Below are 20,240 nucleotides of genomic sequence, written 5' to 3' on the forward strand. Positions count from 1 at the left end.
CATGCCCGACACAGTCAAGGCGCGATACGGCATAGCAGAGTGGTACGGACGCGAATTCACATCCCTTGATGCGCCACAAAGGAAGATTTACGCTGAGCACGCGCTAGGCGAGACCGAAGCCAAACCCCCAGCTTGCCCGTTCCAACCAGACCAGCCGCCCTGTTCGAAGAAAGGGGGCGTCTGCTCGATGCAGCGATACGAGGAAGGCCCTAACGGCCGTCTTGGAGATTCAGTCGGCGAGCCCGTCATCATGTGTCCACGCCGTTTTGAAGCCGACGGTCTCATCTACGAGTGGTTGGCGCAGGCCGCTGATTTCCCTATCCACGAAACCGAGGTGGCCAAAGAAGTCCCCTTCATGCGTAGCACTGAGACGAATAAACCCGCGGGCAAAATAGACATGATCGTCGCCCATCAGGATGGCGACCGTCTTCGATGGCACGGGCTGGAGATTCAGGCCGTCTATTTCTCGGGTCAAGGAATGGAAAGCGAGTTCAAGACTTTGCGAGACGACCTTGAAGAACCTCCTCCGTTCCCCTCGGCGAACCGCCGTCCTGACTGGCGCTCCTCCAGCGCTAAACGCCTGATGCCCCAACTCCAAATCAAGGCTCCAACAGTCCGGCGATGGGGAGCCAAGCTGGCTGTAGCGGTAGACCGACCATTCTTCGACGCCATCGGTGGACCTAGCACCCCACCCAGCCACGACGTCAACGAAGGCGACATCATCTGGCTTGTCACCCGCCTTAATCGTTCCCACACCGGCACTTGGCAGTTGGCCCGAGACCACTGGGAAGTCTTCACCCTGGAAGACTCCAACACGCGCCTCCAAGCCGCCGAAACCATTAGTAGAGAAAACTTCGAGACGGCGTTGAGATCGCGCCTGCGGCCACTGTAAGCGTGCAACGCTCCTGTCAGCCCTTGATGGTGAGCAGTTCGAGGAGGTTGCCGTCGGTGTCGCGGAAGTAGACAGATTGACCGCGTTCGCCGTTGCTGGCGGGGCGGGGGGCGGGGCCTTCGATGACCTCGACGCCGCAGGCGGCCAGATGGGCCTGAGCTTCGGCGATGGTGCCGCCCCAGCGGAAGCACAGGTCTACCGAGCCGGGGGTGGGCAGGCGGGCATGGGGAGAGGCGGGTGCAGCCGCGGGGTGCACGTTGATGCGGTTAGCTCCCACCTGCATCATCACGATGGGCATCTTCCCGGCCCTGAACTCCTCCAAATACATGGGCTCAGCACCCAGTACTTCGCCGTAGAAGGCCACGGTGGCCTCCACATCGGCCACGGTGATGGCCAGATGGTCGAATCTCTCAATGCTCATGATGCCTACCCTCGCATCGGGATGCCCGCGGTGGAGCCCCCGTCGATGATGTACTCGTGGCCAGTCTGGTACGACGAGGCGTCTGACACCAGATAGCAGGCCAGATCGGCCACCTCGGAGGCCACCCCGGCTCGGCGCAGCGGCACATGGCCGAAAAGCTCGGGGCGGCCGTGGCGGTCGGACGACAACATGGCGGTCTCGATTGGCCCGGGGTGGATCGAATTCACCCTGATTCCCCTGGGTCCCAATTCGATTGCTGCCACCTTGGTCAGCCCCCGCACCGCCCACTTGGTGCCCCCATAGGCCGAGTGGTGGGCGATTCCCTCCATGCCGGCGATAGACGAAATGTTGACGATCCCCCCACCGCCGGCCTCGGCCATGGAATCGGCCACACTCTGAATGCCCAGATAGGTACCCAAGTAGTTCACCTCCCAGATGCGACGCAGGCTCTCGGGGGTCTCATCGGCAATGGGGGCGGTCCAGTGGATGGCCGCGTTGTTCACCAGCGCCCGCAGCGGCCCCTGCTCCACCGCGGCGGCCACCACCCGGGCCCAATCCTCGGGCGAGGACACGTCGTGGTGGAGGTACACGGCCTGGTCGCCCAACTCGGCAGCCACCGCCTCCCCCTGCTCGTCGAGCACGTCGCCCATCACCACGAACGCGCCCTCGGCGACAAACTTCCGGGCCTCGGCCTCACCTTGTCCCCGGGCCGCCCCGGTCACAATCGCTACCCGTCCATCAAGAGATCCCATGGCGAAGTTCTAGCCGATCAGATCACCGCGGCTCGGAGTAGTGTTCACAGCCATGCCATACCCGCAATCAGTCTTGGACATCGCCGCTCGCATCAATAACTGGGGGCGCTGGGGCGAGGACGACCAGATCGGCACGCTCAACTTCCTCACCGACGAGGTGGTGAAGGAGGCCGCCCAGTGCATCCGCACCGGCAAGCGCATCTCGCTGGCCTATCCCCTGCACAAAGACGGCCTTCAAACCGGCGTCATCCCCGGCCGGGTGAACCCGCTGAAGACGATGGTGTCGCTCAATCACGGCATGCTGGGCGATCCCGACATGTTCCACACCAGCGACGACGTGGTCACCATGGGCCTGCAATGCGCCACCCATTGGGACGGGCTGTGCCATGCCATGTACGGAGGCAAGCTGTACAACGGCCACGACGCCTCCACCATCACCGAGTGGGGGGCGTCGGTGTGCGGCATCGAGCAGGTGAAGAGCCTCACCGGGCGGGGCGTGCTGTTGGACATCGCCAAGCTCCACGGAGTGGACGTGCTGGAGCCGGGCCACGCCATCGGCTACGACGACCTGACCAACGCGGCCGAGGCCCAGGGCGTGGAAATCCGCACCGGCGACATCATCTTGGTCCGCACCGGCCTGTTCGCCTACGCCAAGGCCGGCGATCTGGACAACTACTACGGAGAGCCCATCCCCGAGATGGGGATCGTGCGCTCCGCCGGCATCGGCGTGACCGCCTGCGAGTGGTTCTACGACCACAACATCGCCGCGGTGGCCACCGACAACATCGTGTTCGAGGTGCTGCCCTACGACCCGGCCTTCGAAGGGGCGATTATCGCCATCCACTGCCTCAACCTGGTGGACATGGGCCTCACCCAAGGCCAGAACTGGGACTTGGAGGAGCTGGCCGCCGACTGCGCGGCCGACGGCCAGTACGACTTCTTCCTGGAGGCCTCGCCCCAACCGTTCGTCGGCGGACTGGGTTCCCCGGTCAACCCAGTGGCCATCAAGTAGCCCGCGATCAGCCGACCGGCGGCGACTCCCGGAGGGCGGCGGCCTCGGCGCGCTCCTCTTCGGAGCGGATCTCCTGGCGAAGCGGGATCTGTCGGACCAATAGAGCGGCCAAGATCCCCACGGCGATGACCGGCGCGGCCACGATGAAGCAGCGCTCCACCCCTACCAGGAAAGAATCCAAAACCGCATCCACCGTGGCAGGATCCTGGATGGCTCGGATCTGCTGGGGGCTGCCCAGCAGCTTGTCAGGATCGGGAAGGGCGTCGAGCTGAGTAGCCGTGACCTTGGTCTCCAAAGAGGATTCCAACCCGGCAGCGAAGATGGCGCCCATGACGGCCGCGCCGATGGTTCCGCCCAGAGATCGTACGAAGTTGGTGGCCGCACTCACCATGCCGATATCGCGATGCGGGCTGGCGTTCTGCACCACCAGAACCAGCACTGGCATGGTCATCCCCAGCCCCAGACCTATGACGAACACCATGAGCCCCGTTTGAAGCTGGCTGGTGTCCCGGTTCAAGAACAAGGCGAGGAGCACGAGTCCCGATGTCATGAGCGAGGTGCCGAGCACTAAGAATCCCTTGTAGCGCCCGTACAAAGTGAGCATTTTGCCCGAGACGATCGATGTGAAGATGATGCCGATGAACATGGGGATCATGTTCAGACCTGAACCGGTGGCGCTCACGCCCGATACCACCTGCAAGAACACGGGAATGAACAGCGTGGCCCCGAACATGACCAGCCCGATGAGCAGCATGACCACCATGGACCACCGCACGATGTCGTTGGAATACAACCGGGGCGGGAGGATCGGGTCTTCAGCCCGGGTCTCCCACCAGAAGAACGCAGTCAGCAGCAAGGCCGACACCACCAGAATCAGAACCATTCCTGTCCCCGCCCAGGCCAGTTGGTCGCCTCCGAGGGTCAGGGCAATCAACAACGGGGTGAATCCGGCGATGAGCAACCCCGCGCCCAACCAGTCGATCGGACGAGATACCACATACAGGCGCACATTGAACAGAATGGCGATGGCCACCATCGAGATCAGACCCACAGGGACGTTCACATAGAACACCCAGCGCCAGCTCAGGTGGTCAACGAAAAACCCGCCAATGAGCGGTCCGGCCACGCTGGCCGTGCCGAACGTGGCCGCGATGTAGCCCTGGTATCGACCCCGCTCGTTGGGGGCGACGATGTCGCCCACAATGGCCATGGGCAACGCCAACAGCCCTCCCCCGGCCAAGCCCTGCAACGCCCGGAACAGCACCAACTGCAACATGGACTGAGACAGTCCGGCCAATGCGGAGGTGATGATGAAGAACCCGATGGTGAGCTGAAACACCAGCTTGCGGCCGTAGATGTCGCTGAGCTTGCCGATCAGCGGGGTGGCGATTGTTCCGGTGAGCAGATAGGAGATCTGGATCCATGCCAGCTGATCCTGGCCGCCCAATTCGCCAGAAATAGTCGGCAACGCTGTGATCAGCACCGAGTTGTCCAATGCCGCCAGGAACATGCCTGTCATCAGGGCGATCATGATGATGTGGACTTGGCGGGGGGCGAGCTCCTCTGGCTCCACCAACTCGGGATTGAATAGGCGGGCCATCAGCGCTACCAATCTTCGGCTACAACCTGCCCACCCTCAGATAGACCGGGTCTTGCCCTCCCAGTAGGGGTCCCGCAGGCGGCGCTTGTACAGCTTGCCGTTGGGATCGCGGGGCATCTCATCGGTGAAGTCGATGGAGCGGGGCCACTTCTGCTTGGCAATCTGGTCCCGGAGGAACTCCATGATGGCCCCCCGGGTGTCGTCATCAGCGGCCACCCCGGCGGCGGGCTCGATCACCGCCTTGATCTCCTCGCCGGTGTCCTCGTTGGGGATCCCGAACACCGCGGCGTCGCCCACCAGAGGGCTCTGGAGCAGGGCGCCCTCGATCTCGGCCGGATAGATGTTCATCCCGCCCACGATGATCATGTCGTTTGAGCGGTCGTTGAGAAATAGGTAGCCGTCGTCGTTGAAATAGCCCACGTCGCCCACGGTGAAGAACTCCTCCCCCAAGCGGGCCTTGTCGGTCTTCTCCTTGTCCTTGTAGTACTCAAAGGTTTGTCCTTGGGGCATCTTCATGTAGATGGTTCCGCTGGCGCCGGGAGGCAGGCTGTTGCCGTCGTCGTCCACCACGATGACCTCCGATCCGGGCCACGGGCGGCCCACCGTGCCGGGGTACTGGCGCCACTCGTCGGGGGGGATGTAGGTGCCGCCGCCCTCGGTGGCCGCGTAGTACTCCCAGATGCAATCGCCCCACCAGTCGAGCATCTTCTGCTTGGTCTCCACCGGACAGGGCGCGGCGGCATGGATCATGCGCCGCAGCGACGACACGTCATAGCGCTCCTTCACCTCGTCGGGCAGCTGGAGCAGGCGATGGAACATGGTGGGGACCATGTGGCTCTGGGTGACCTTGTAGCGGTCGATGCGCTCCAGCGCCCCCTCGGCGGTCCAGCGGCCCATGAGCACCGCGGGATGGCCCATGTGCAGCGACGTGGTGGTCCAGATGTTCACCGCGGTGTGGTACAGCGGGGCCTGCGTGATGTGGACGTTGTCTTGGTGGGGCATGATGCCCAGCAGCATGAACAGCCCGCCGGAGCCGGCGGCAGACTCGTCGGGGTGGACGCCGGGCAGGGCCCGCCGCACGCCCTTGGGCCGACCGGTGGTGCCCGAGGTGTAGAACATGAACGACCCGGTGGTGAGGTCGTCAGGCCTGCTGGCCGGCTGGGAGTCGACCAGCCCGGACAACGGGCGGAAGCCGTCGATGCTCCCGACCGAGAACCGGTTGGCAGCGGGCACATCGCTCTCCTCTAGAACCCTGGTGGCCTGATCGGCAAAGTCCTCGTGGACGATGAACGCCTTGGTCTCGCTGTCGTTGACGATGTAGGCGATCTCGGGGCCGGCCAAGTGCCAGTTCACCGTGGTGAGGTAGAACCCCCCCTGGTAGGCGGCCAAGGAGACGGCCGTCTGCTCGATGCCGTTGGGCAGCACGGTGGTCACCTGATCGCCCACCTCCAGCCCGGCAGCCCGCAGGCCGTGCACGATCCGGTTGGTCAGCTCGGCCAGCTCTCTGTAGGTGATCTCGTTGTAGTCGGGGTCTACCACCGCGAGGCGCTCGGGATCGGCCTCAGCGATCTTCCAGAATCCCAGCACGTCGGTCTCAGCCATTTGTCCTCCCGTCGGCGCGCGCTTGGAGGATGGTAGGCGCAGTCTGAGGAGAGGCCGAAACCGTGCTTACATGCCGGTGAAGTCCGGGGGGCGCTTCTCCATGAAGGCGGAGATGGCCTCCACGTTGGCCGGCGCCCCCATGAGGCGACCGAAGGCGGCGTTCTCCCGCTCCCGAGCGGCGGCCACCCCGTCGTGCCAGCCGTGGGTGATCAGGGTCTTCGACTCCATCAGCGACGACACCGGCAGCGCGGCCAGTTTCTGGGCATGGGCCAGCGTGGTGTCCAGCAGCTCGTCGGGAGGGCACACCTTCCATACCAGACCCATCTCCTTGGCCTCCTCCGCGCTAATCCACTCGGCGCTGAGCAGGGTCCACATGGCCTGCTGGCGACCCAGTAGCAGCGGGAAGGTGTAGCTGCTGGCTGCTTCGGGGGCCACTCCCAGGCTGGAGAACGGACACCGCAGCCGGGCCTCCGACGACATGAAGGCCAGATCGGCGAACCCCAGCATGGTGGCCCCCACCCCGATGGCCAGCCCGTTCACCGCGACGATGAACGGCTTGGCGAACGAGTCCATCTGGTCGAGCATCCCGGCGAACCCATGGACGCCGGGCTCGACGCCGTCCCCGCCGGGGTTGCGTGCGCCCATCTCCACCAAGTCGGTGCCGGCACAGAACGCCCGCCCCGTCCCGGTGAGCACCACCACGGCCACATCGGGATCGGCGGCCGCATCGATCAGTGCTTGGGCGGTGGCGTCGTAGAGGGCTTCGCTGAACGCGTTCAGCGCATCGGGGCGGTTGAGGGTGAGCAGCCGCACTCGGCCGTGGTCGTCGATATCAAGCATCGGAGTCCCTTCTACAACGGGTTCCAGCGGGGCTCGCGGCCCTCGCGGAAAGCCTCAGAGGCTTCGGCCATGTTCCCAGTGAACGTGCCCAGCACCTGGGTTCTGTTCTCCAGCTCCATGGCATGGCGCAGGCTGGGGGCGTCGAGGGTGGCGTTGGCTCCCAGCTTGGTCATCCACACGCCGTACTCATTGTTGGCCGCAATCTGCCGGGCTACGTCAAAGGCTGCCTCCACCACTTGGCCGTCGGGCACCACCTGTGACACCAGCCCGATGCGCTCGGCCTCGGTGGCGTCGAAGATCCGCCCGGTGAGCATCAGCTCCCGAGCCCGGCCGGCCCCGATGATCCGGGGCAGCAGGTAGCTGTTGCCCACGTCGAGCGACGACAGGCCCACCTTGATGAACACCGAGCCGAACCGGGCCGATTCCGCGGCCATCCGAACGTCGCAGTGCAGGGCGATGGCGAAACCCCCGCCCACCGCGGGGCCGTTGACCGCGGCGATCACCGGCACCCGCAGTTCGTAGATCTTGAGCATGAGGTTGGCCAGGTCCAGCTGCATGTCGTAGATGGCGCCCACCCGGCTCCGGTCCGGCAGCTCGGAAGAGTCTTCGTCGCCCCCGACCTTGAGATCGGCCCCGGAGCAGAATCCCCGGCCAGCCCCGGTGAGGACCACCACGCGCTGAGATCGGTCCCGCTCTACGTCCTCGAGGGCGCCGTGCATGCCGTCAATGAGCTCGGGGCTCAAGGCGTTGAGCCTCTCGGGGCGTGACATGGTGATCTGGGTAATGCCCGTTTCGGGCGTTTCAACCTTGACCGTGGATGCGTCGCTCAACGCCTGTTCACCGCCTTACTGAGAAATGAGGGCAGGGAGAAAGAGCAGGGATTATAGGCACTGGGAACAGCCAGGTTGTGGATTTCGCTGTGATCCAGTTGTGGAAAGAGCGGTTCGTCCCTATAGTGCCTGTTCCGGCATGACCTTGGGCATTGTAGTAGGGGCCTATCTCGTCGTGCATTTGCTCGGCGTCTACTTGCTACGCGCGTCCGGAGTGGCCCAAGACCTGTTCGGCCGGTTCCGCAACGTCCCCGATCTGCCCGAGCCCAGGCAGCTGTCCGAGTTCACTGCCTTCGTAGAGACCCACTCCTTCTGGGACACCGAGGATGATGCGGGTCTCGACAAAGTCGACGAGTTCGAACTCCAAGCGGTCTTCTGGAACGAGAGGCGGCGCAGAAGCGCCTGACGTCGCCGGCCCTCGGCGGCCCGCCTCTTAGTTCGACTTGGCGTGGAGGCCGCCGTCTACCAGCACGACGGCGCCGTTGATGAACGAGGCGGCGGGCAGCACTAGCGACAGGGTGATTTGGGCCACTTCCTCCGGGTCGCCGTAGCGGCGGGCCGGCACCCGGCGTCGGGCGTATTTCTGCTTGGCCTCTTCAGGGATATTGCCGGTCATGGCGGTGCGGATAGGGCCGGGGCAGATCGCATTGGCGGTCACCCCCCACTGGCCCAACTCCACGGCTAGCGCCCGGGTGAGCCCCACCACGCCGTGCTTGCTCACGGTGTAGGGCGAGGTGTTGGGGGTGGCCATCACCCCCTCGGTTGAGGCCACGTTGACGATGCGGCCGTCGCCGTTGCGCTTCAGGTCTTCCAGGCAGGCCCGAACCAGGCGCATCTGCGCCGTGAGGTTCACCTCCATGGCAGCCGCCCACACGTCCTCGTAGTCGGCGGCCTCCACCGGAGCGCCGGCGGCAATGCCCGCGTTGTTGATCAAGATGTCCACTGGGCCCAGCTCGTTCCGAACCTGCTCCACTACCGGCTCCACCACTTCGGGATCGGCCAGATCGCAGGCCACCGCCAGGGCGGTGCCGCCCGCGTCGGCGATGGCGGCCACCGTCTCCTCCACCCCGGAGCGATCGATGTCCAACGCGGCCACCTTGGCCCCCTCGTCAGCCAGCAGCCACGCGGTGGCCCGGCCCATGCCCGAGGCCGCGCCGGTGACCACCGCCACCCGCCCGGCCACCGACCGGTTCAGCTTGCTGAGGCGAGTCATCAGCCCCGATGGGCGCTCTCGTGCTCCAACAACCAGGCCTTCACGTCGGGACGGCCTCCGTACTCCCCCACCGACCCGTCGCTGCGAACAACTCGATGGCAGGGCACCACCAAGGGGATCGGGTTGCTGGACATGGCCGTCCCCACCGCTCGGGCCGCACCGGGCGAACCGGCCATAAAGGCCAGCTCCCCGTAGGACACCGTCGTGCCGTAGTCCACGGTCATGAGCGTGTCCAGCACCCGGCGGTAGAACCCGTGGCTCAGGTGCCAGTCCAGGGCCAGGTCGAACTGGTGTCGGCGACCCTCGAAGTACTCGCCAAGCTGGGCGAAGGGCTCGTTCAGCCAGGCAGGGTTGCCGTCGCCCATCGAACCGGGAAGTTCGGCCAGTTCGGCCATCATGTCTGCCCTTTCCTCCATGTAGCCGAATCCGACCCTCACCAGCCCTTTCGAAGTAGCGGCAACATTCAGAGGTCCGATTGGAGTGTCCAGCGACCCCAGGGCCACACCGAGGTCATCGGCCTCCGGTGTTGCAGAATTGGAGCAGGTCAGCAGTGCAGTTGGAGACATGGCACTGACCGTAGCGGAAGACCAGACTGACGCGGTGGAGTCATCGGATAGCAAGAATCGGTAGTCATGAGCACGCAAGAGTCATCGAGCACCGATATCGCTGGAATCGATGTAGCGCCGGTCACTGACTGGCTGGCCGGCAGCATCGCCGACAGCGAGCCGCCGTTCACCTTCGATCTGATTGCCGCCGGCGGGTCCAACCTCACCTTCCGACTGGCTGACTCCGGGGGCCGACAGTGGGCGCTGCGGCGACCCCCGGTGGGATCAGCGCTAGCCACCGCCCACGACATGGGAAGGGAGTGGCGTATCATGGCCGCGCTGGGCGAGGCCAGCAACGTGCCGGTGCCCGAGATGGTGGCCTTTTGCGACGACCACACGGTGAACGGGGCCGACTTCTACGTGATGAGCTTCGTGGAGGGGCGCATTCTGAGGGACCAGGACTCGGCCGCCGACATGACCCCTGAGCAGGCCGAGATCGCCACCCAGAGCCTGCTCGACGTGCAGATCGCCTTCCACACCCTCGACCTCGACGAAGTGGGGCTGGGCGACTTGGGCCGCCGAGAGGACTATGTGGGCCGCCAGCTCAAGCGCTGGCGCCGCCAGGTGGAGGCCGCCGGGGTGCGAGAGGTGCCACTGCTCATCGAGTTGCACGAGCGGCTGAGCGCGGCCAAACCCGCCGAGACTGCCTCCCCAGCGTTGGCCCACGGCGACTACCGGTTCGACAACACCGTGCTCGACGACCAGTGGAAAATCGCCGCCGTCTTGGACTGGGAGCTGTGTACCACCGGCAATCCCATCGCCGACTTCGCCTGGTCGCTCCAGTACTGGGCCGATCCCGGCGACGAGATGAGCTTCCTCGCCGACCCGCCCACTCTTCAGGACTGCTTCGTCCGCCGACAGGAAGTGGCCGACCGCTACGCCGCCCAGTCGGGCTTCGATCTGTCCGACCTCCCCTACTACGCCGTGTTCAGTTGGTGGAAGCAGGCCTGCATCGTGGAGGGGGCCTACGCCCGCCGCTTGCAGGGGATGACCGGCGGAATGGGAACCACCGGCGACGTCCACGACATCGCCAGACGAGTGGACGCCATGCTGGCCCACGCCGCCGACATGGCCGCCGGAGTGCTGTAGCGAACCAAAGTAGGGTGCTGCGGTGATGCGGCAGGGCAGGGAGGGTGCAGCCCGGCTACAGCCTGGCTGCACCGACCATGGCGAACTCTGTAGCCCGAAGATCTAGACAGAAGGGACGGTCACCTATCCGCGCGCACCCTAAGCCCATCCGACGCGTGATTGCGGCCTTTGCGGGGGTCGCCTGCCTATTGCTCGCGCTGCCGCCCGCCAGCGCCGGCCAAGAAGATGGGCGGGGGCAGGCAGACGCAGAGCCAGCGGTAACGCTCGGGGCCATCAAGTTCCGCGATGAGCTGATCTCGGCCCAAGAGGCCCTGCTCAACGGCTACCGCTGCCGCTTCGGAGTGGACGCCGAGCAGGTGGAGGGCGGTTGCGAAGACGGCCTCCCCAAACAGGCCCTGCCTGCGCCAGGGCCCTTCGAGGGGTCACCATCCCAAGGCGCCCTGAACCGCCGCGATCGGCTGATCGCCGCGCAAGCGCAGATGTTGAATGCCTTCCGATGCCGCTACGACTACCACACGAGCTCCAGCGCGGTGCCTCGCGGCTGCTCGGTTGGAACCCCGTCGCTTTCGCTGGACTTCCGCCCCGAACCGGCCTCGCTGCCGAACTCCGGCGGCCTGCCCCGGATGCTCGTGACCTCTCTGGGGGTGTCGGTGGCAGTCTTGGCCGAAACCGTCAACGGCTATGTGGTGCTCACACCGTGCGGCAACTTCGCGGAGGTGTCCGCGGGCACCCCGATCCACCGGCCGCGGGTGGTCATCGACCCGGGCCACGGCGGCCGCTACGACATAGGCGCGCGGGGGCCCAACGGCCTGGCTGAAAAAGACCTGAACCTGAACCTGGCCCACGCCCTGTTCGAGGAGCTAGCCCGCCGCGAAATCCCCGCGGCGTTCACCCGGACCGGCGACTACGACATACCGCTGTCGGTGAGGGCCACCTTCGCAGACCTCTCCGGCGCAGAGGCGCTGGTCTCGCTGCACCACAACGCGCCCACCTCCCGAATCGGGGGCGGCGAACCCGGAACCGAGGTCTACATCCAGTCGGAATCCCGCGACCGCCCCAGAGCAGACTCCAGCCGCCTCGGCGGCCTCCTCTATGAGGAGAGCGTCGCCGCCCTGTCGGGATTCGACGGCGTCGAATGGGCCAGCAGATACGACGCCGGCGTGATGCGCGTGCTGTCGTCTGAGCGCAGCGACGCCTACGGCATGATCCGGCGGCCCAAACTGCCCACAGCCCTCATGGAATACGGCTACCTCTCCAACCCCACAGAAGCCGACCTGTTCGCCACCGGCGAATACCTGCGAGAAGCAGCCAGAGCCACCGCCAACGCCATCGAGGCATTCCTCAACACCGACCGCCCCGGCGCCAAACCCAACACCACACCCAGGATCTTCGACCCATCGAGGGCGCCCACCCGCTGCGACGAACCCGCACTGGAATAGCCTCGGGAAAAAGCACAGCATCTTCGACACTGATGAGAACACGAGATCCTCTTCAGGCCGCAGCAGCGATCAGAACAGTGAGGAGCACCAGGGTGAGTACCGACATCGGCGCCCCCAGGCGGAGATAGTCGGTGAAGCGGTAGCGACCGGGGCCGTACACCATGGTGTTGGTCTGGTAGCCGATGGGGGTGAGGAACGATGCCGACGCGGCCACCGCCACCCCGAGCGCCATGGTTCGGGGGTCCAAACCGGACTGGGCAGCCGCCTCCAGGGCCACCGGGAACACCAGGGCCACCGCGGCCACGTTGGTGATCAGCTCGGTGAGCAGCATGGTGGCGATCACAATGCCCAGCACCACGCCGGCGTCGCCCATGAAGTCGAAGCCGGTGACGATGCCGTCGGCCAGATCTTCGGCCAAACCGGCCTCGTCCAGCGCGGCTCCCAGTCCGAACGCCGCTCCGATGGTGACGAGCACGCTGATGTCGAGTGCCTCCCGGGCCTCCCGGGGGGTGAGCACCCCGCCGACGACCACTGCGCCCGCGGCAATCAACGCTGCCTCCAGCACGCTCAGCACCCCTGCCGCGGGCAGCACTACCAGGGCCACCACCGCGGCCAGGGCCACCGGTGCCCGCCGGCTGGCTCGCGGCGGTGACCCGCCCAATCGCGACACCAGCAGGAAGTCGTTGTGGTTGCGCCACCGCTCATCGAAGCCGTCGGCGGCCAGCACCAGCAGGGTGTCGCCGGTGCGCAGCCGCACCTGGCCGAACTTGGCCTCCACCGAAGCGCCGGAGCGGTGGATGCCCACCACCGCGGCCTGATAGCGGCCCCGGAACCCGGCCTCGGCCAGCGTTCTCCCCGTCAGAGGAGAGGCCGCCCCCACCACCGCCTCGAAGAACGTGTGGTCGTCGGAGTCCACCGCCTCGAGATGGGGGTCTTCGGCCGAGACCAGCCCGGACATGGCCTGAAGGTCGACCACCAGGTCAACCCTTCCGGCGAATGTGAGCCGGTCGCCGCCCCGAAGCACGAACGTCGGCGCCACCGGGGCGATCACCGTTCCCTGCCGCTCCACCTCCACCAAGAACACCCCCTGAAGGTGGCGCAGCCCCCCAGCCTCCACCGACTGCCCATCGAACGCTCCCTGCTCGACTACCTCCATCGACACCAGATACGAACGGCCCTCCCCCGCCGCCTCGGGATCCCGCCGCTCGGGCAGCAGCCAGGGGGCGGCGACCACTATGAGAACCAGTCCGGCCCCGGCCAGGGGCAAGCCGAAGCGGGCCAGCTCGAACATGTCCAGCTCGTCGTAGCCCGCCGACTGCAACAGGCCGCCCAAAACCAGATTGGTGCTGGTGCCGATGGCGGTGATCGCCCCGCCCAGGATGGTGGCGTACGACAGCGGGATCAGATACCGGGAGGCGGCCCGTCCGTGCCGTTCTGTCCAGCCCCGCACCGCGGGCACCAGCATGGCCACTATGGGCGTGTTGGCCAAGAAGGCCGAGGCCGCGCTGGCCGGAGCCAGCAGCCGGACCAGGGCCACCCGGGTGCGGGACCCCCGGTCCAGTATCCGGGCGACTACGGGCTGCAAGGCGTTGGTCTTGGTCACCGCGCCGGCCACCACGTACAGCGCCCCGATGGTGAAGAAGGCGGGGTTGGCGAAGCCGCGAAAAGCCTGGTCGAAGTCGGTCACCCGGAGCAGGAACAGGCCACCGGCGGCGCCCAGCACACCGGCCGCAGGTGAGAGCCGGTTGCTGATGAGCCCGGCGCCCATAACCGCCAACACCGCGACAGTGAGCACCGCATCGCCATCCATCGGACGAAATCGTACGGGTCCGTTGGTGAAATGACAGCGTGGTTTGCCTCTGATTGGCGGCTTGATGGCTTAAACGCGGCCGTCCTGCGATATGAAATACCTCCGTGGCTTCAAATCTGATCCAACCCCATGGTGGTGAGCTGGTCGATCTGATGGTCGACGGCGCCACCGCCGAGAAACTCAAGACGGATTCGCGCGACCTTCCGTCGTTCACCCTTCAGCCCCGCCACCTCTGCGACCTTGAACTGCTGTTGAACGGCGGCTTTTCCCCGCTGCGGGGATTCATGGGCCAAGCCGACTACGAGCGGGTGTGCTCCGAGATGCGGCTGGCCGACGGCACACTATGGCCGATGCCCATCACCCTGGATGTGGACGCCAAGACGGCCGAGGCGGCCCAGGACGCTGGTCGGCTGGCATTGCGGGACGTGGAGGGGGTCATGCTGGCCGTGCTCACCGTGAGCGACGTGTGGCGGCCCGACACCATGGCGGAGGCCGAAGCAGTGTTCGTCAGCTCCGATCCAGATCACCCCGGCGTGGGCCACCTCATGAGAAGCACCGCGCCGGTCTACATCGGCGGGTCGGTGCAGGGCCTGCAACTCCCGGTCCACTACGACTTCACCGAGCTGCGGCGCACCCCGGCCCAGCTGCGGGCGGAATTCGATGCGGCGGGATGGAGCCGGGTGGTGGCCTTCCAAACCCGCAACCCGATGCACCGGGCCCACGTGGAGCTCACCCGGAGGGCCGCGGTGGAAGCCGACGCCAACCTGTTGATCCACCCGGTGGTGGGCATGACCAAGCCCGGCGATGTGGACCACTACACCCGGGGCCGCGTGTACCAGCACATCATCAAGCGCTACCCGGAGAACTCGGCCATGCTGGCCATGCTGCCGCTGGCCATGCGCATGGGCGGACCCCGGGAGGCGGTGTGGCACGCCATCATCCGCAAGAACCACGGCGTGTCCCACTTCATCGTGGGCCGCGACCACGCCGGCCCAGGCTCCGACGCCTCCGGCAACCCCTTCTACGGCCCCTACGACGCCCAGGACATGTTGCAGGACTACACCGACGAGCTGGGCGTGGCCATGGTGCCGTTCAAGATGATGGTGTACGTCCCCGACAGCGACAGCTACCACCCGGTGGACGAAGTGGGCGAGGGGACAACCACCCTGAGCATCAGCGGCACCGAGCTGCGTGACCGGCTGGCGTCGGGCGAGGATATCCCCGAGTGGTTCAGCTACCCCGAGGTGGTGGCCGAGCTGCGCCGCACCCACCCGCAGAAGTCCAGGCAGGGATTCACCGTGTTCTTCACCGGCCTCAGCGGCTCGGGCAAGTCCACCATCGCCAATGCCCTCATGTCCAAGCTCTTGGAGCGGGGCGGGCGGCCGGTGACATTGCTCGACGGCGATGTGGTGCGCACCAACCTGTCGTCAGAGCTGGGGTTCTCCAAGGAGCACCGCGACATCAACATCACCCGCATCGGGTACGTGGCCTCGGAGATCACCAAGCACGGCGGCATCGCCATCTGCGCCCCGATCGCCCCTTACGCCGAGCCCCGGCGCCGCAACCGGGAGGCCATCTCGGCCAACGGCGGCTATGTGCTGGTACACGTGTCAACCCCGCTGGAGGTGTGCGAGGAGCGGGACCGCAAGGGCCTGTACGCCAAGGCCCGGGCCGGCATCATCAAGGAGTTCACCGGCATCTCCGACCCCTACGAGGAGCCCATCGACGCCGACATCGTGCTGCCCACCGTGGACCAGACCCCCGATGAAGAGGCCCAGATCATCATCGACTACTTGGAAGCCGAGGGGTACCTCGAACCGATCGGCGACTGAGGTGTCGCGCGCCGACGACATCGCGCGGATCTCCGAGGCGCTATCGGCGGCCGACGAGGTGCTGAAGCGGTTCACCCCCGGAGAGGTCGCATCGGAGCTGAAGGACGGCGGCGACCCGCTGACCGCGGCCGACACCGCGGTGAACGAGGTGCTGGCCAAGGTGCTGCGGGGGGGCGACGAGGGCTGGCTGTCGGAGGAGACCACCGACGCCGGAGGGCGCCTTGACCGTCGTCGGGTATGGGTGGTGGACCCCATCGACGGGACCCGCGAGTTCATCGACGGCATCCCCGAGTGGTGCGTCTCCGTCGGGCTGGTGGAAGACGGCGTGCCGGTGGCCGGCGGTGTGCTGAGCCCGCCCAACGGGCACCTGATCATCGGATCGGACGAGACCGGCGTGATGTGCAACGGCCAGCCCGCGGGCACGACCGCCGCCGCCGATATCCGGGGAGCGCTGGTGCTGGCCTCTCGCAGCGAGGTGAAGAGGGGCGAGTGGGAGCGCTTCTTCTCCACGCCGATCGCGGTGCGGAACATGGGCTCGGTGGCCTACAAGCTGAGCCTGGTGGGCGCCGGGCTGGCCGACGCCACCTGGACGCTGGTGCCGAAGAACGAGTGGGACGTGGCCGGCGGGGCCGCGCTGGTCCGGGCCGGCGGCGGACAGGTTTTCGGGGTCGACGGCGCCGATGTGGTGTTCAACCGGGCCGATCCGCTGATGGACGGCTTCATCGCCGTTGCCTCCGGCCTGCGCGATCAGGTCATGGACCTGCTCGAGATATCGCCGAGGCCGTGAACGACCATCAACTTGCCGCTCACCTGGCTTGGAAGGCGGGCGAGCTGCTGGTTGAACTGCGGGCCGAGCTGAGCGCCCAGCGATTGGCCCCGTTCGCTGTCGGAGCCCGGGGCGATGCCCTGGCCCACGATTTCATCGACAAGGCCCTCCGCCAGCACCGACCTGACGACTTGGTGCTGTCGGAGGAGTCGATCGACAACCGCCGTCGCCTGGAGCACAGCCGGGTGTGGATCGTGGACCCGCTGGACGGGACCCGTGAGTTCTCCATCCCCGGCCGCACCGACTGGGCCGTCCACGTGGCCCTGGTCGCCGATGACAAGCCCATCGCCGGGGCGGTGGCCCTGCCCGCCCAGGGGATCACCCTGGCCACTGAGCCCGCTCCCCCTATGCCAGTGGCCGCGGCCCAGCCCCGGGTCATCACCAGCCGGAGCCGGCCCGGACGCCTGGCCCGCCGCATCGCCGATGACATCGGGGGCACCATCGTGCAGATGGGCTCGGCCGGCGCCAAGGCCGCCGCCGTGATCGGCGGTCAAGCCGAGGTGTACGCCCACGCCTCGGGACTGCACGAGTGGGATCTGTGCGCCCCGGCTGCGGTGGCGGCGGCGGCCGGCCTGCACGTGTCGCGTCTCAATGGCGACGAGCTGAGCTTCAACCAGTCGGACACCTATATGTCCGACTTCGTCATCTGCCACCCCGACTGGGCTGCCGCAGTGGTGGCCAAGTGAACCCCGCCCCCTCGTCCCCGTAGATTGAGCCACTGTGCGGCTGGTGATCGCTCGATGCTCGGTGGACTACGACGGCCGGTTGGCCGCGCACCTGCCCGAAGCGGTGCGGCTCATCATGATCAAGGCCGACGGCTGTGTGGCCGTCCACGCCGACGGCGGCGCCTACAAGCCGCTGAATTGGATGAACGCCCCCAACCGGCTGTCGGAGGAAGACGGCGTTTGGACGGTGGTCAACCCGGCCGGCGAGAAGCTGACCATCACCATCCACGAGCTGATCTCCGACACCGACCATGATCTGGGCCACGACCCCGGCTTGGACAAAGACGGAGTGGAAGCCCACCTCCAGGAGTTGCTGGCCGCGTCGCCCCATGTTCTGGGAGACGGATTCCGACTGGTGCGGCGGGAATACCCCACCGACATCGGCCCAGTCGATCTGCTGTGCCGCGACGCCGACGGAAACGTCATAGCCGTGGAGGTGAAGCGGCGCGGGGAGATCGCCGGAGTGGAGCAGCTCACCCGCTACCTTCAGTTCTTGAACCAAGATCCGGCTCTGGCCCCGGTGCAGGGCATGCTCGCCGCCCAGGTCATCCGCCCCCAGGCCCGGGCCCTCGGAACCGACCGGGGCATCGAGTGCGTGGAGATCGACTACGACCTGCTCCGGGGCATCGAGCCCGACCAGGCCCAGCTGTTCTAGAAGTCCGCCCGTGACCGCTCGCCGACCCGCACCTGATGGGAATGGCGATCCCACTACGATCCCCTAATCCCCATGGACCGCCATCCGCCACTCCGACTGCGCCGGCCTCCCCGCCCGCTTTGGGTGTGGGTTCTCATGTTCGCGCCGGTGGTGATCCTGGTGGTTTGGCTGCTGATCTGGCTGATCGACTTCTCCGGCAGCGGCGACCGGACTCCCCGAGGCTTGAAGATCGAGAGTCCTCTCATCTCCGACGCCAGCATCGACATCGGCGGATTGAGCGAGGAAGACGTGACCGCGGTGGTTGTCGATCTGGCCGAGCGCTTCCAGCAGACTCCGGTGGAGATCGCCACCCCCAGCCAGGCCATCACCGTGACTGCCGCCGACACCGGGCTGGCGGTGGACGTGGAGGGCACCGTGGCGACGATCATGGAATTGGACAGCGGGACGGGCAATCCCATCGGCTGGACGGCCTCGTTCTTCGAGAGCTCGCGGTCAGAGCTGCTGTTCACCTTGTCGGCAAACGCCAGCCAGGTGGCGCGCCTGGAGGCCGATCTGCATCGCGCTCCGGTGAACCCGCACATCGTGCTGGAAAACGGCATATTCCAGGTTGCGCCCGGCGTGCCCGGCGAGGTCGCGGAACTGTCGCCGGCGCTCCCCCAATTGCTGGAGTCCGCCATCCGGGGCGACGATCCATTGAGAGTCGAGGCCGAAGTGCGCCTGATTCCGCCCGAGCTGGGCGAAGAGGAGATGCTCCAAACGGTGGACTGGATCAACCAGCGCACCGACCAGGGAATCCTGGTGACCGTTGAGGAAGTCACCAAGCGAGTTCAGCCGGCCCAGCTCCGCGCCTGGCTGACGCTTCACTCCGAAAACGACCTGTGGTCCTACGGTGTCGATCAGCAGCGGATACAAGAGGATTTGGCCGAGCTGTTCGTCGAGGTGGCCACCGTGGCGTCCGAGCCGATTCTCACCATCCAAGACGACGTGCCGGTGCTGGTCAGCGAAGTCCCCGCGTACATCTGCTGCGAGATGAGCGCGGCCCAAGAGGTGCTGGCGGCCCTTGAAACCCCGCAACCGGCCGTGGAGCTGGAGTTGCGGGAGTCGGATGAGATGAACGACCAGAGCTGGCTGGAGGAACGGGGGATCGTGGAGCTCACCGGGCGCTTCACCACCTACTACACGCCGGGCCAGCCCCGGGTGTCCAACATCCACCTCATCGCCGACATGCTCCAGGGGGCGGTGGTGTATCCGGGTGAGACCTTCTCGGTCAACGAATACGTGGGCGAGCGCACCGAGGAGAAGGGGTTTGTGTCTGCGGGGGTCATCTACGCGGGCGTGTACGACGAGGACGTGGGCGGGGGCATCTCCCAGTTCATCACCACCCTGTTCACCGCCACATTCAACGCCGGGATGGAGTTCCCCGAATACCAGGCGCACAGCATCGACATCGCCCGCTACCGCGAGGGTGTGGATGCCACCATCTCCTGGCCCAAGCCCGACTTCAAGTTCCGCAATCCCAACCCCTACGCGGTGCTGCTGTGGCCCACTGTGACCAGTGGCAGCGTGACCGTCAGCGTGTACTCAACCGCCTATGCCGAGGTGGAGTGGACCAACCGCTACGACTCCCCGCGGCGGCACTGCACTCTGCGGACCACCGAGCGCAGCCGAACCTACTCCGACGGCACGGTTCTGCGCGACTCGGTGACCGCGCTCTACCAGCCCCGAGAGGGCATCAACTGCCAAGGGGTATGCACATCTTCGGTGCTGCCGATGGACGCCGACGGCGATGGCGAGGTGGAGTTCGACGATGAGGGGCTACCCGTGGCGTGCATCGCCCCCGGGGACTGCACCGGCACCCATGCGCCTGCTGACGTCAACGAGGACGACAGGGCAGACATCTGCACCATTGCCCCGCCTGAGGAGGAGGCGGATCCCGGAGATGATGTTCTGCCCGGGGAAGAGGGGGAGCCCGGTGAGGCTGTTCCGCCCGAGGATGTACCCGATGATGCCCCGCCCCAGGATCCCGAGGCCCAACTCGGTCAATCGCAGGCCCTGGATCCCGAGCAGCCGGCGGGACAGGGCGTATGAGCCCTTCAA

At 66.3% G+C, this 20,240-nt stretch carries 19 protein-coding genes; 10 read left to right on the top strand and 9 right to left on the bottom strand.

Annotated features, from left to right (window positions below; genetic code table 11):
* Position 1: 1 nt before the first annotated feature.
* Positions 2 to 892 (top strand): NotI family restriction endonuclease, encoded by an 891-nt coding sequence (locus ACOGI7_RS09575; RefSeq protein ID WP_419848531.1) that lies wholly within the window; start codon positions 2 to 4, stop codon positions 890 to 892.
* Positions 893 to 908: 16 nt separating this feature from the next.
* On the opposite strand, the gene ACOGI7_RS09580 is transcribed toward ACOGI7_RS09575, so the two are convergent.
* A complete protein-coding gene (locus tag ACOGI7_RS09580; protein WP_419848532.1) occupies positions 909 to 1,313 on the bottom strand; it encodes a VOC family protein in 405 nt (134 codons plus the stop codon).
* Positions 1,314 to 1,318: 5 nt separating this feature from the next.
* Positions 1,319 to 2,065: a glucose 1-dehydrogenase gene (locus tag ACOGI7_RS09585; RefSeq protein WP_419848533.1), complete on the bottom strand. Its 747-nt coding sequence runs from the start codon at positions 2,063 to 2,065 to the stop codon at positions 1,319 to 1,321.
* Positions 2,066 to 2,117: 52 nt separating this feature from the next.
* On the opposite strand from ACOGI7_RS09585, the gene ACOGI7_RS09590 reads away from it, so the two are divergent.
* On the top strand, positions 2,118 to 3,077 hold the full coding sequence (locus ACOGI7_RS09590; RefSeq protein WP_419848534.1) for a cyclase family protein: 960 nt from the start codon (positions 2,118 to 2,120) through the stop codon (positions 3,075 to 3,077).
* A 7-nt stretch (positions 3,078 to 3,084) separates the two neighbouring features.
* Here the strand turns inward: ACOGI7_RS09590 and ACOGI7_RS09595 are convergent, their stop codons facing one another.
* The 4 genes from ACOGI7_RS09595 to ACOGI7_RS09610 form a co-directional block, all read right to left on the bottom strand.
* The gene (locus ACOGI7_RS09595) at positions 3,085 to 4,677 is read right to left on the bottom strand and encodes an MDR family MFS transporter (protein WP_419848535.1); all 1,593 of its coding nucleotides are present in this window, start codon (positions 4,675 to 4,677) and stop codon (positions 3,085 to 3,087) included.
* Positions 4,678 to 4,713: 36 nt separating this feature from the next.
* Positions 4,714 to 6,279: an acyl-CoA synthetase gene (locus tag ACOGI7_RS09600; protein ID WP_419848536.1), complete on the bottom strand. Its 1,566-nt coding sequence runs from the start codon at positions 6,277 to 6,279 to the stop codon at positions 4,714 to 4,716.
* Positions 6,280 to 6,345: 66 nt separating this feature from the next.
* Positions 6,346 to 7,119: an enoyl-CoA hydratase/isomerase family protein gene (locus tag ACOGI7_RS09605; RefSeq protein WP_419848537.1), complete on the bottom strand. Its 774-nt coding sequence runs from the start codon at positions 7,117 to 7,119 to the stop codon at positions 6,346 to 6,348.
* Positions 7,120 to 7,130: 11 nt separating this feature from the next.
* Entirely contained in the window at positions 7,131 to 7,949 is an 819-nt protein-coding gene (locus ACOGI7_RS09610; protein WP_419848538.1) for an enoyl-CoA hydratase/isomerase family protein, read from the bottom strand.
* Between the two features lie 139 nt (positions 7,950 to 8,088).
* Between ACOGI7_RS09610 and ACOGI7_RS09615 the strand changes: the two genes are divergently transcribed.
* On the top strand, positions 8,089 to 8,355 hold the full coding sequence (locus tag ACOGI7_RS09615) for a hypothetical protein (protein ID WP_419848539.1): 267 nt from the start codon (positions 8,089 to 8,091) through the stop codon (positions 8,353 to 8,355).
* Positions 8,356 to 8,382: 27 nt separating this feature from the next.
* Here ACOGI7_RS09615 and ACOGI7_RS09620 read toward each other — a convergent pair whose 3' ends face one another.
* Positions 8,383 to 9,162 (bottom strand): SDR family NAD(P)-dependent oxidoreductase, encoded by a 780-nt coding sequence (locus ACOGI7_RS09620; protein ID WP_419848540.1) that lies wholly within the window; start codon positions 9,160 to 9,162, stop codon positions 8,383 to 8,385.
* Positions 9,162 to 9,728 carry a methylated-DNA--[protein]-cysteine S-methyltransferase gene (locus ACOGI7_RS09625; protein WP_419848541.1) on the bottom strand — a complete coding sequence of 189 codons (567 nt, stop codon included), beginning with the start codon at positions 9,726 to 9,728 and terminating at the stop codon, positions 9,162 to 9,164. The genes ACOGI7_RS09620 and ACOGI7_RS09625 overlap by 1 nt, the downstream gene beginning before the upstream one ends.
* Positions 9,729 to 9,794: 66 nt before the next feature.
* Between ACOGI7_RS09625 and ACOGI7_RS09630 the strand changes: the two genes are divergently transcribed.
* Together ACOGI7_RS09630 and ACOGI7_RS09635 are read left to right on the top strand one after the other, a co-directional pair.
* A complete protein-coding gene (locus tag ACOGI7_RS09630; RefSeq protein ID WP_419848542.1) occupies positions 9,795 to 10,856 on the top strand; it encodes a phosphotransferase family protein in 1,062 nt (353 codons plus the stop codon).
* Between the two features lie 155 nt (positions 10,857 to 11,011).
* Positions 11,012 to 12,295 (top strand): N-acetylmuramoyl-L-alanine amidase family protein, encoded by a 1,284-nt coding sequence (locus ACOGI7_RS09635; RefSeq protein WP_419848543.1) that lies wholly within the window; start codon positions 11,012 to 11,014, stop codon positions 12,293 to 12,295.
* 52 nt (positions 12,296 to 12,347) lie between these two features.
* Here the strand turns inward: ACOGI7_RS09635 and ACOGI7_RS09640 are convergent, their stop codons facing one another.
* Positions 12,348 to 14,105 (bottom strand): SLC13 family permease, encoded by a 1,758-nt coding sequence (locus ACOGI7_RS09640; protein WP_419848544.1) that lies wholly within the window; start codon positions 14,103 to 14,105, stop codon positions 12,348 to 12,350.
* A 104-nt stretch (positions 14,106 to 14,209) separates the two neighbouring features.
* Between ACOGI7_RS09640 and ACOGI7_RS09645 the strand changes: the two genes are divergently transcribed.
* The 5 genes from ACOGI7_RS09645 to ACOGI7_RS09665 all read left to right on the top strand — a co-directional run bounded on the left by ACOGI7_RS09645 (position 14,210) and on the right by ACOGI7_RS09665 (position 20,231).
* A complete protein-coding gene (locus ACOGI7_RS09645) occupies positions 14,210 to 15,937 on the top strand; it encodes a bifunctional sulfate adenylyltransferase/adenylylsulfate kinase (RefSeq protein ID WP_419848545.1) in 1,728 nt (575 codons plus the stop codon).
* Position 15,938: 1 nt separating this feature from the next.
* On the top strand, positions 15,939 to 16,724 hold the full coding sequence (locus ACOGI7_RS09650) for a 3'(2'),5'-bisphosphate nucleotidase CysQ (protein ID WP_419848546.1): 786 nt from the start codon (positions 15,939 to 15,941) through the stop codon (positions 16,722 to 16,724).
* Positions 16,721 to 17,449 (top strand): 3'(2'),5'-bisphosphate nucleotidase CysQ, encoded by a 729-nt coding sequence (locus ACOGI7_RS09655; RefSeq protein WP_419848547.1) that lies wholly within the window; start codon positions 16,721 to 16,723, stop codon positions 17,447 to 17,449. Before ACOGI7_RS09650 ends, ACOGI7_RS09655 begins: the two co-directional genes overlap by 4 nt.
* A gap of 34 nt (positions 17,450 to 17,483) precedes the next feature.
* Positions 17,484 to 18,143, top strand: coding sequence for an endonuclease NucS (nucS, locus tag ACOGI7_RS09660; RefSeq protein WP_419848548.1), 660 nt, complete (start codon positions 17,484 to 17,486; stop codon positions 18,141 to 18,143).
* A gap of 72 nt (positions 18,144 to 18,215) precedes the next feature.
* Positions 18,216 to 20,231, top strand: a complete 2,016-nt coding sequence (locus tag ACOGI7_RS09665) for a VanW family protein (RefSeq protein WP_419848549.1) — start codon at positions 18,216 to 18,218, stop codon at positions 20,229 to 20,231.
* Positions 20,232 to 20,240 lie beyond the last annotated feature (9 nt).

The organism is Candidatus Poriferisocius sp. (assembly GCF_965204145.1).
GTDB lineage: Bacteria > Actinomycetota > Acidimicrobiia > Acidimicrobiales > Bin134 > Poriferisocius.

Coding starts and splice junctions, on each gene's coding strand:
- ACOGI7_RS09620 (WP_419848540.1), bottom strand. CDS start 9,162: ATGACTCGCCTCAGCAAGCTGAACCGGTCGGTGGCCGGGCGGGTGGCG.
- ACOGI7_RS09580 (WP_419848532.1), bottom strand. CDS start 1,313: ATGAGCATTGAGAGATTCGACCATCTGGCCATCACCGTGGCCGATGTG.
- ACOGI7_RS09595 (WP_419848535.1), bottom strand. CDS start 4,677: ATGGCCCGCCTATTCAATCCCGAGTTGGTGGAGCCAGAGGAGCTCGCC.
- ACOGI7_RS09615 (WP_419848539.1), top strand. CDS start 8,089: ATGACCTTGGGCATTGTAGTAGGGGCCTATCTCGTCGTGCATTTGCTC.
- ACOGI7_RS09575 (WP_419848531.1), top strand. CDS start 2: ATGCCCGACACAGTCAAGGCGCGATACGGCATAGCAGAGTGGTACGGA.
- ACOGI7_RS09640 (WP_419848544.1), bottom strand. CDS start 14,105: ATGGATGGCGATGCGGTGCTCACTGTCGCGGTGTTGGCGGTTATGGGC.
- ACOGI7_RS09585 (WP_419848533.1), bottom strand. CDS start 2,065: ATGGGATCTCTTGATGGACGGGTAGCGATTGTGACCGGGGCGGCCCGG.
- ACOGI7_RS09605 (WP_419848537.1), bottom strand. CDS start 7,119: ATGCTTGATATCGACGACCACGGCCGAGTGCGGCTGCTCACCCTCAAC.
- ACOGI7_RS09625 (WP_419848541.1), bottom strand. CDS start 9,728: ATGTCTCCAACTGCACTGCTGACCTGCTCCAATTCTGCAACACCGGAG.
- ACOGI7_RS09590 (WP_419848534.1), top strand. CDS start 2,118: ATGCCATACCCGCAATCAGTCTTGGACATCGCCGCTCGCATCAATAAC.
- ACOGI7_RS09600 (WP_419848536.1), bottom strand. CDS start 6,279: ATGGCTGAGACCGACGTGCTGGGATTCTGGAAGATCGCTGAGGCCGAT.
- ACOGI7_RS09665 (WP_419848549.1), top strand. CDS start 18,216: ATGGACCGCCATCCGCCACTCCGACTGCGCCGGCCTCCCCGCCCGCTT.
- ACOGI7_RS09630 (WP_419848542.1), top strand. CDS start 9,795: ATGAGCACGCAAGAGTCATCGAGCACCGATATCGCTGGAATCGATGTA.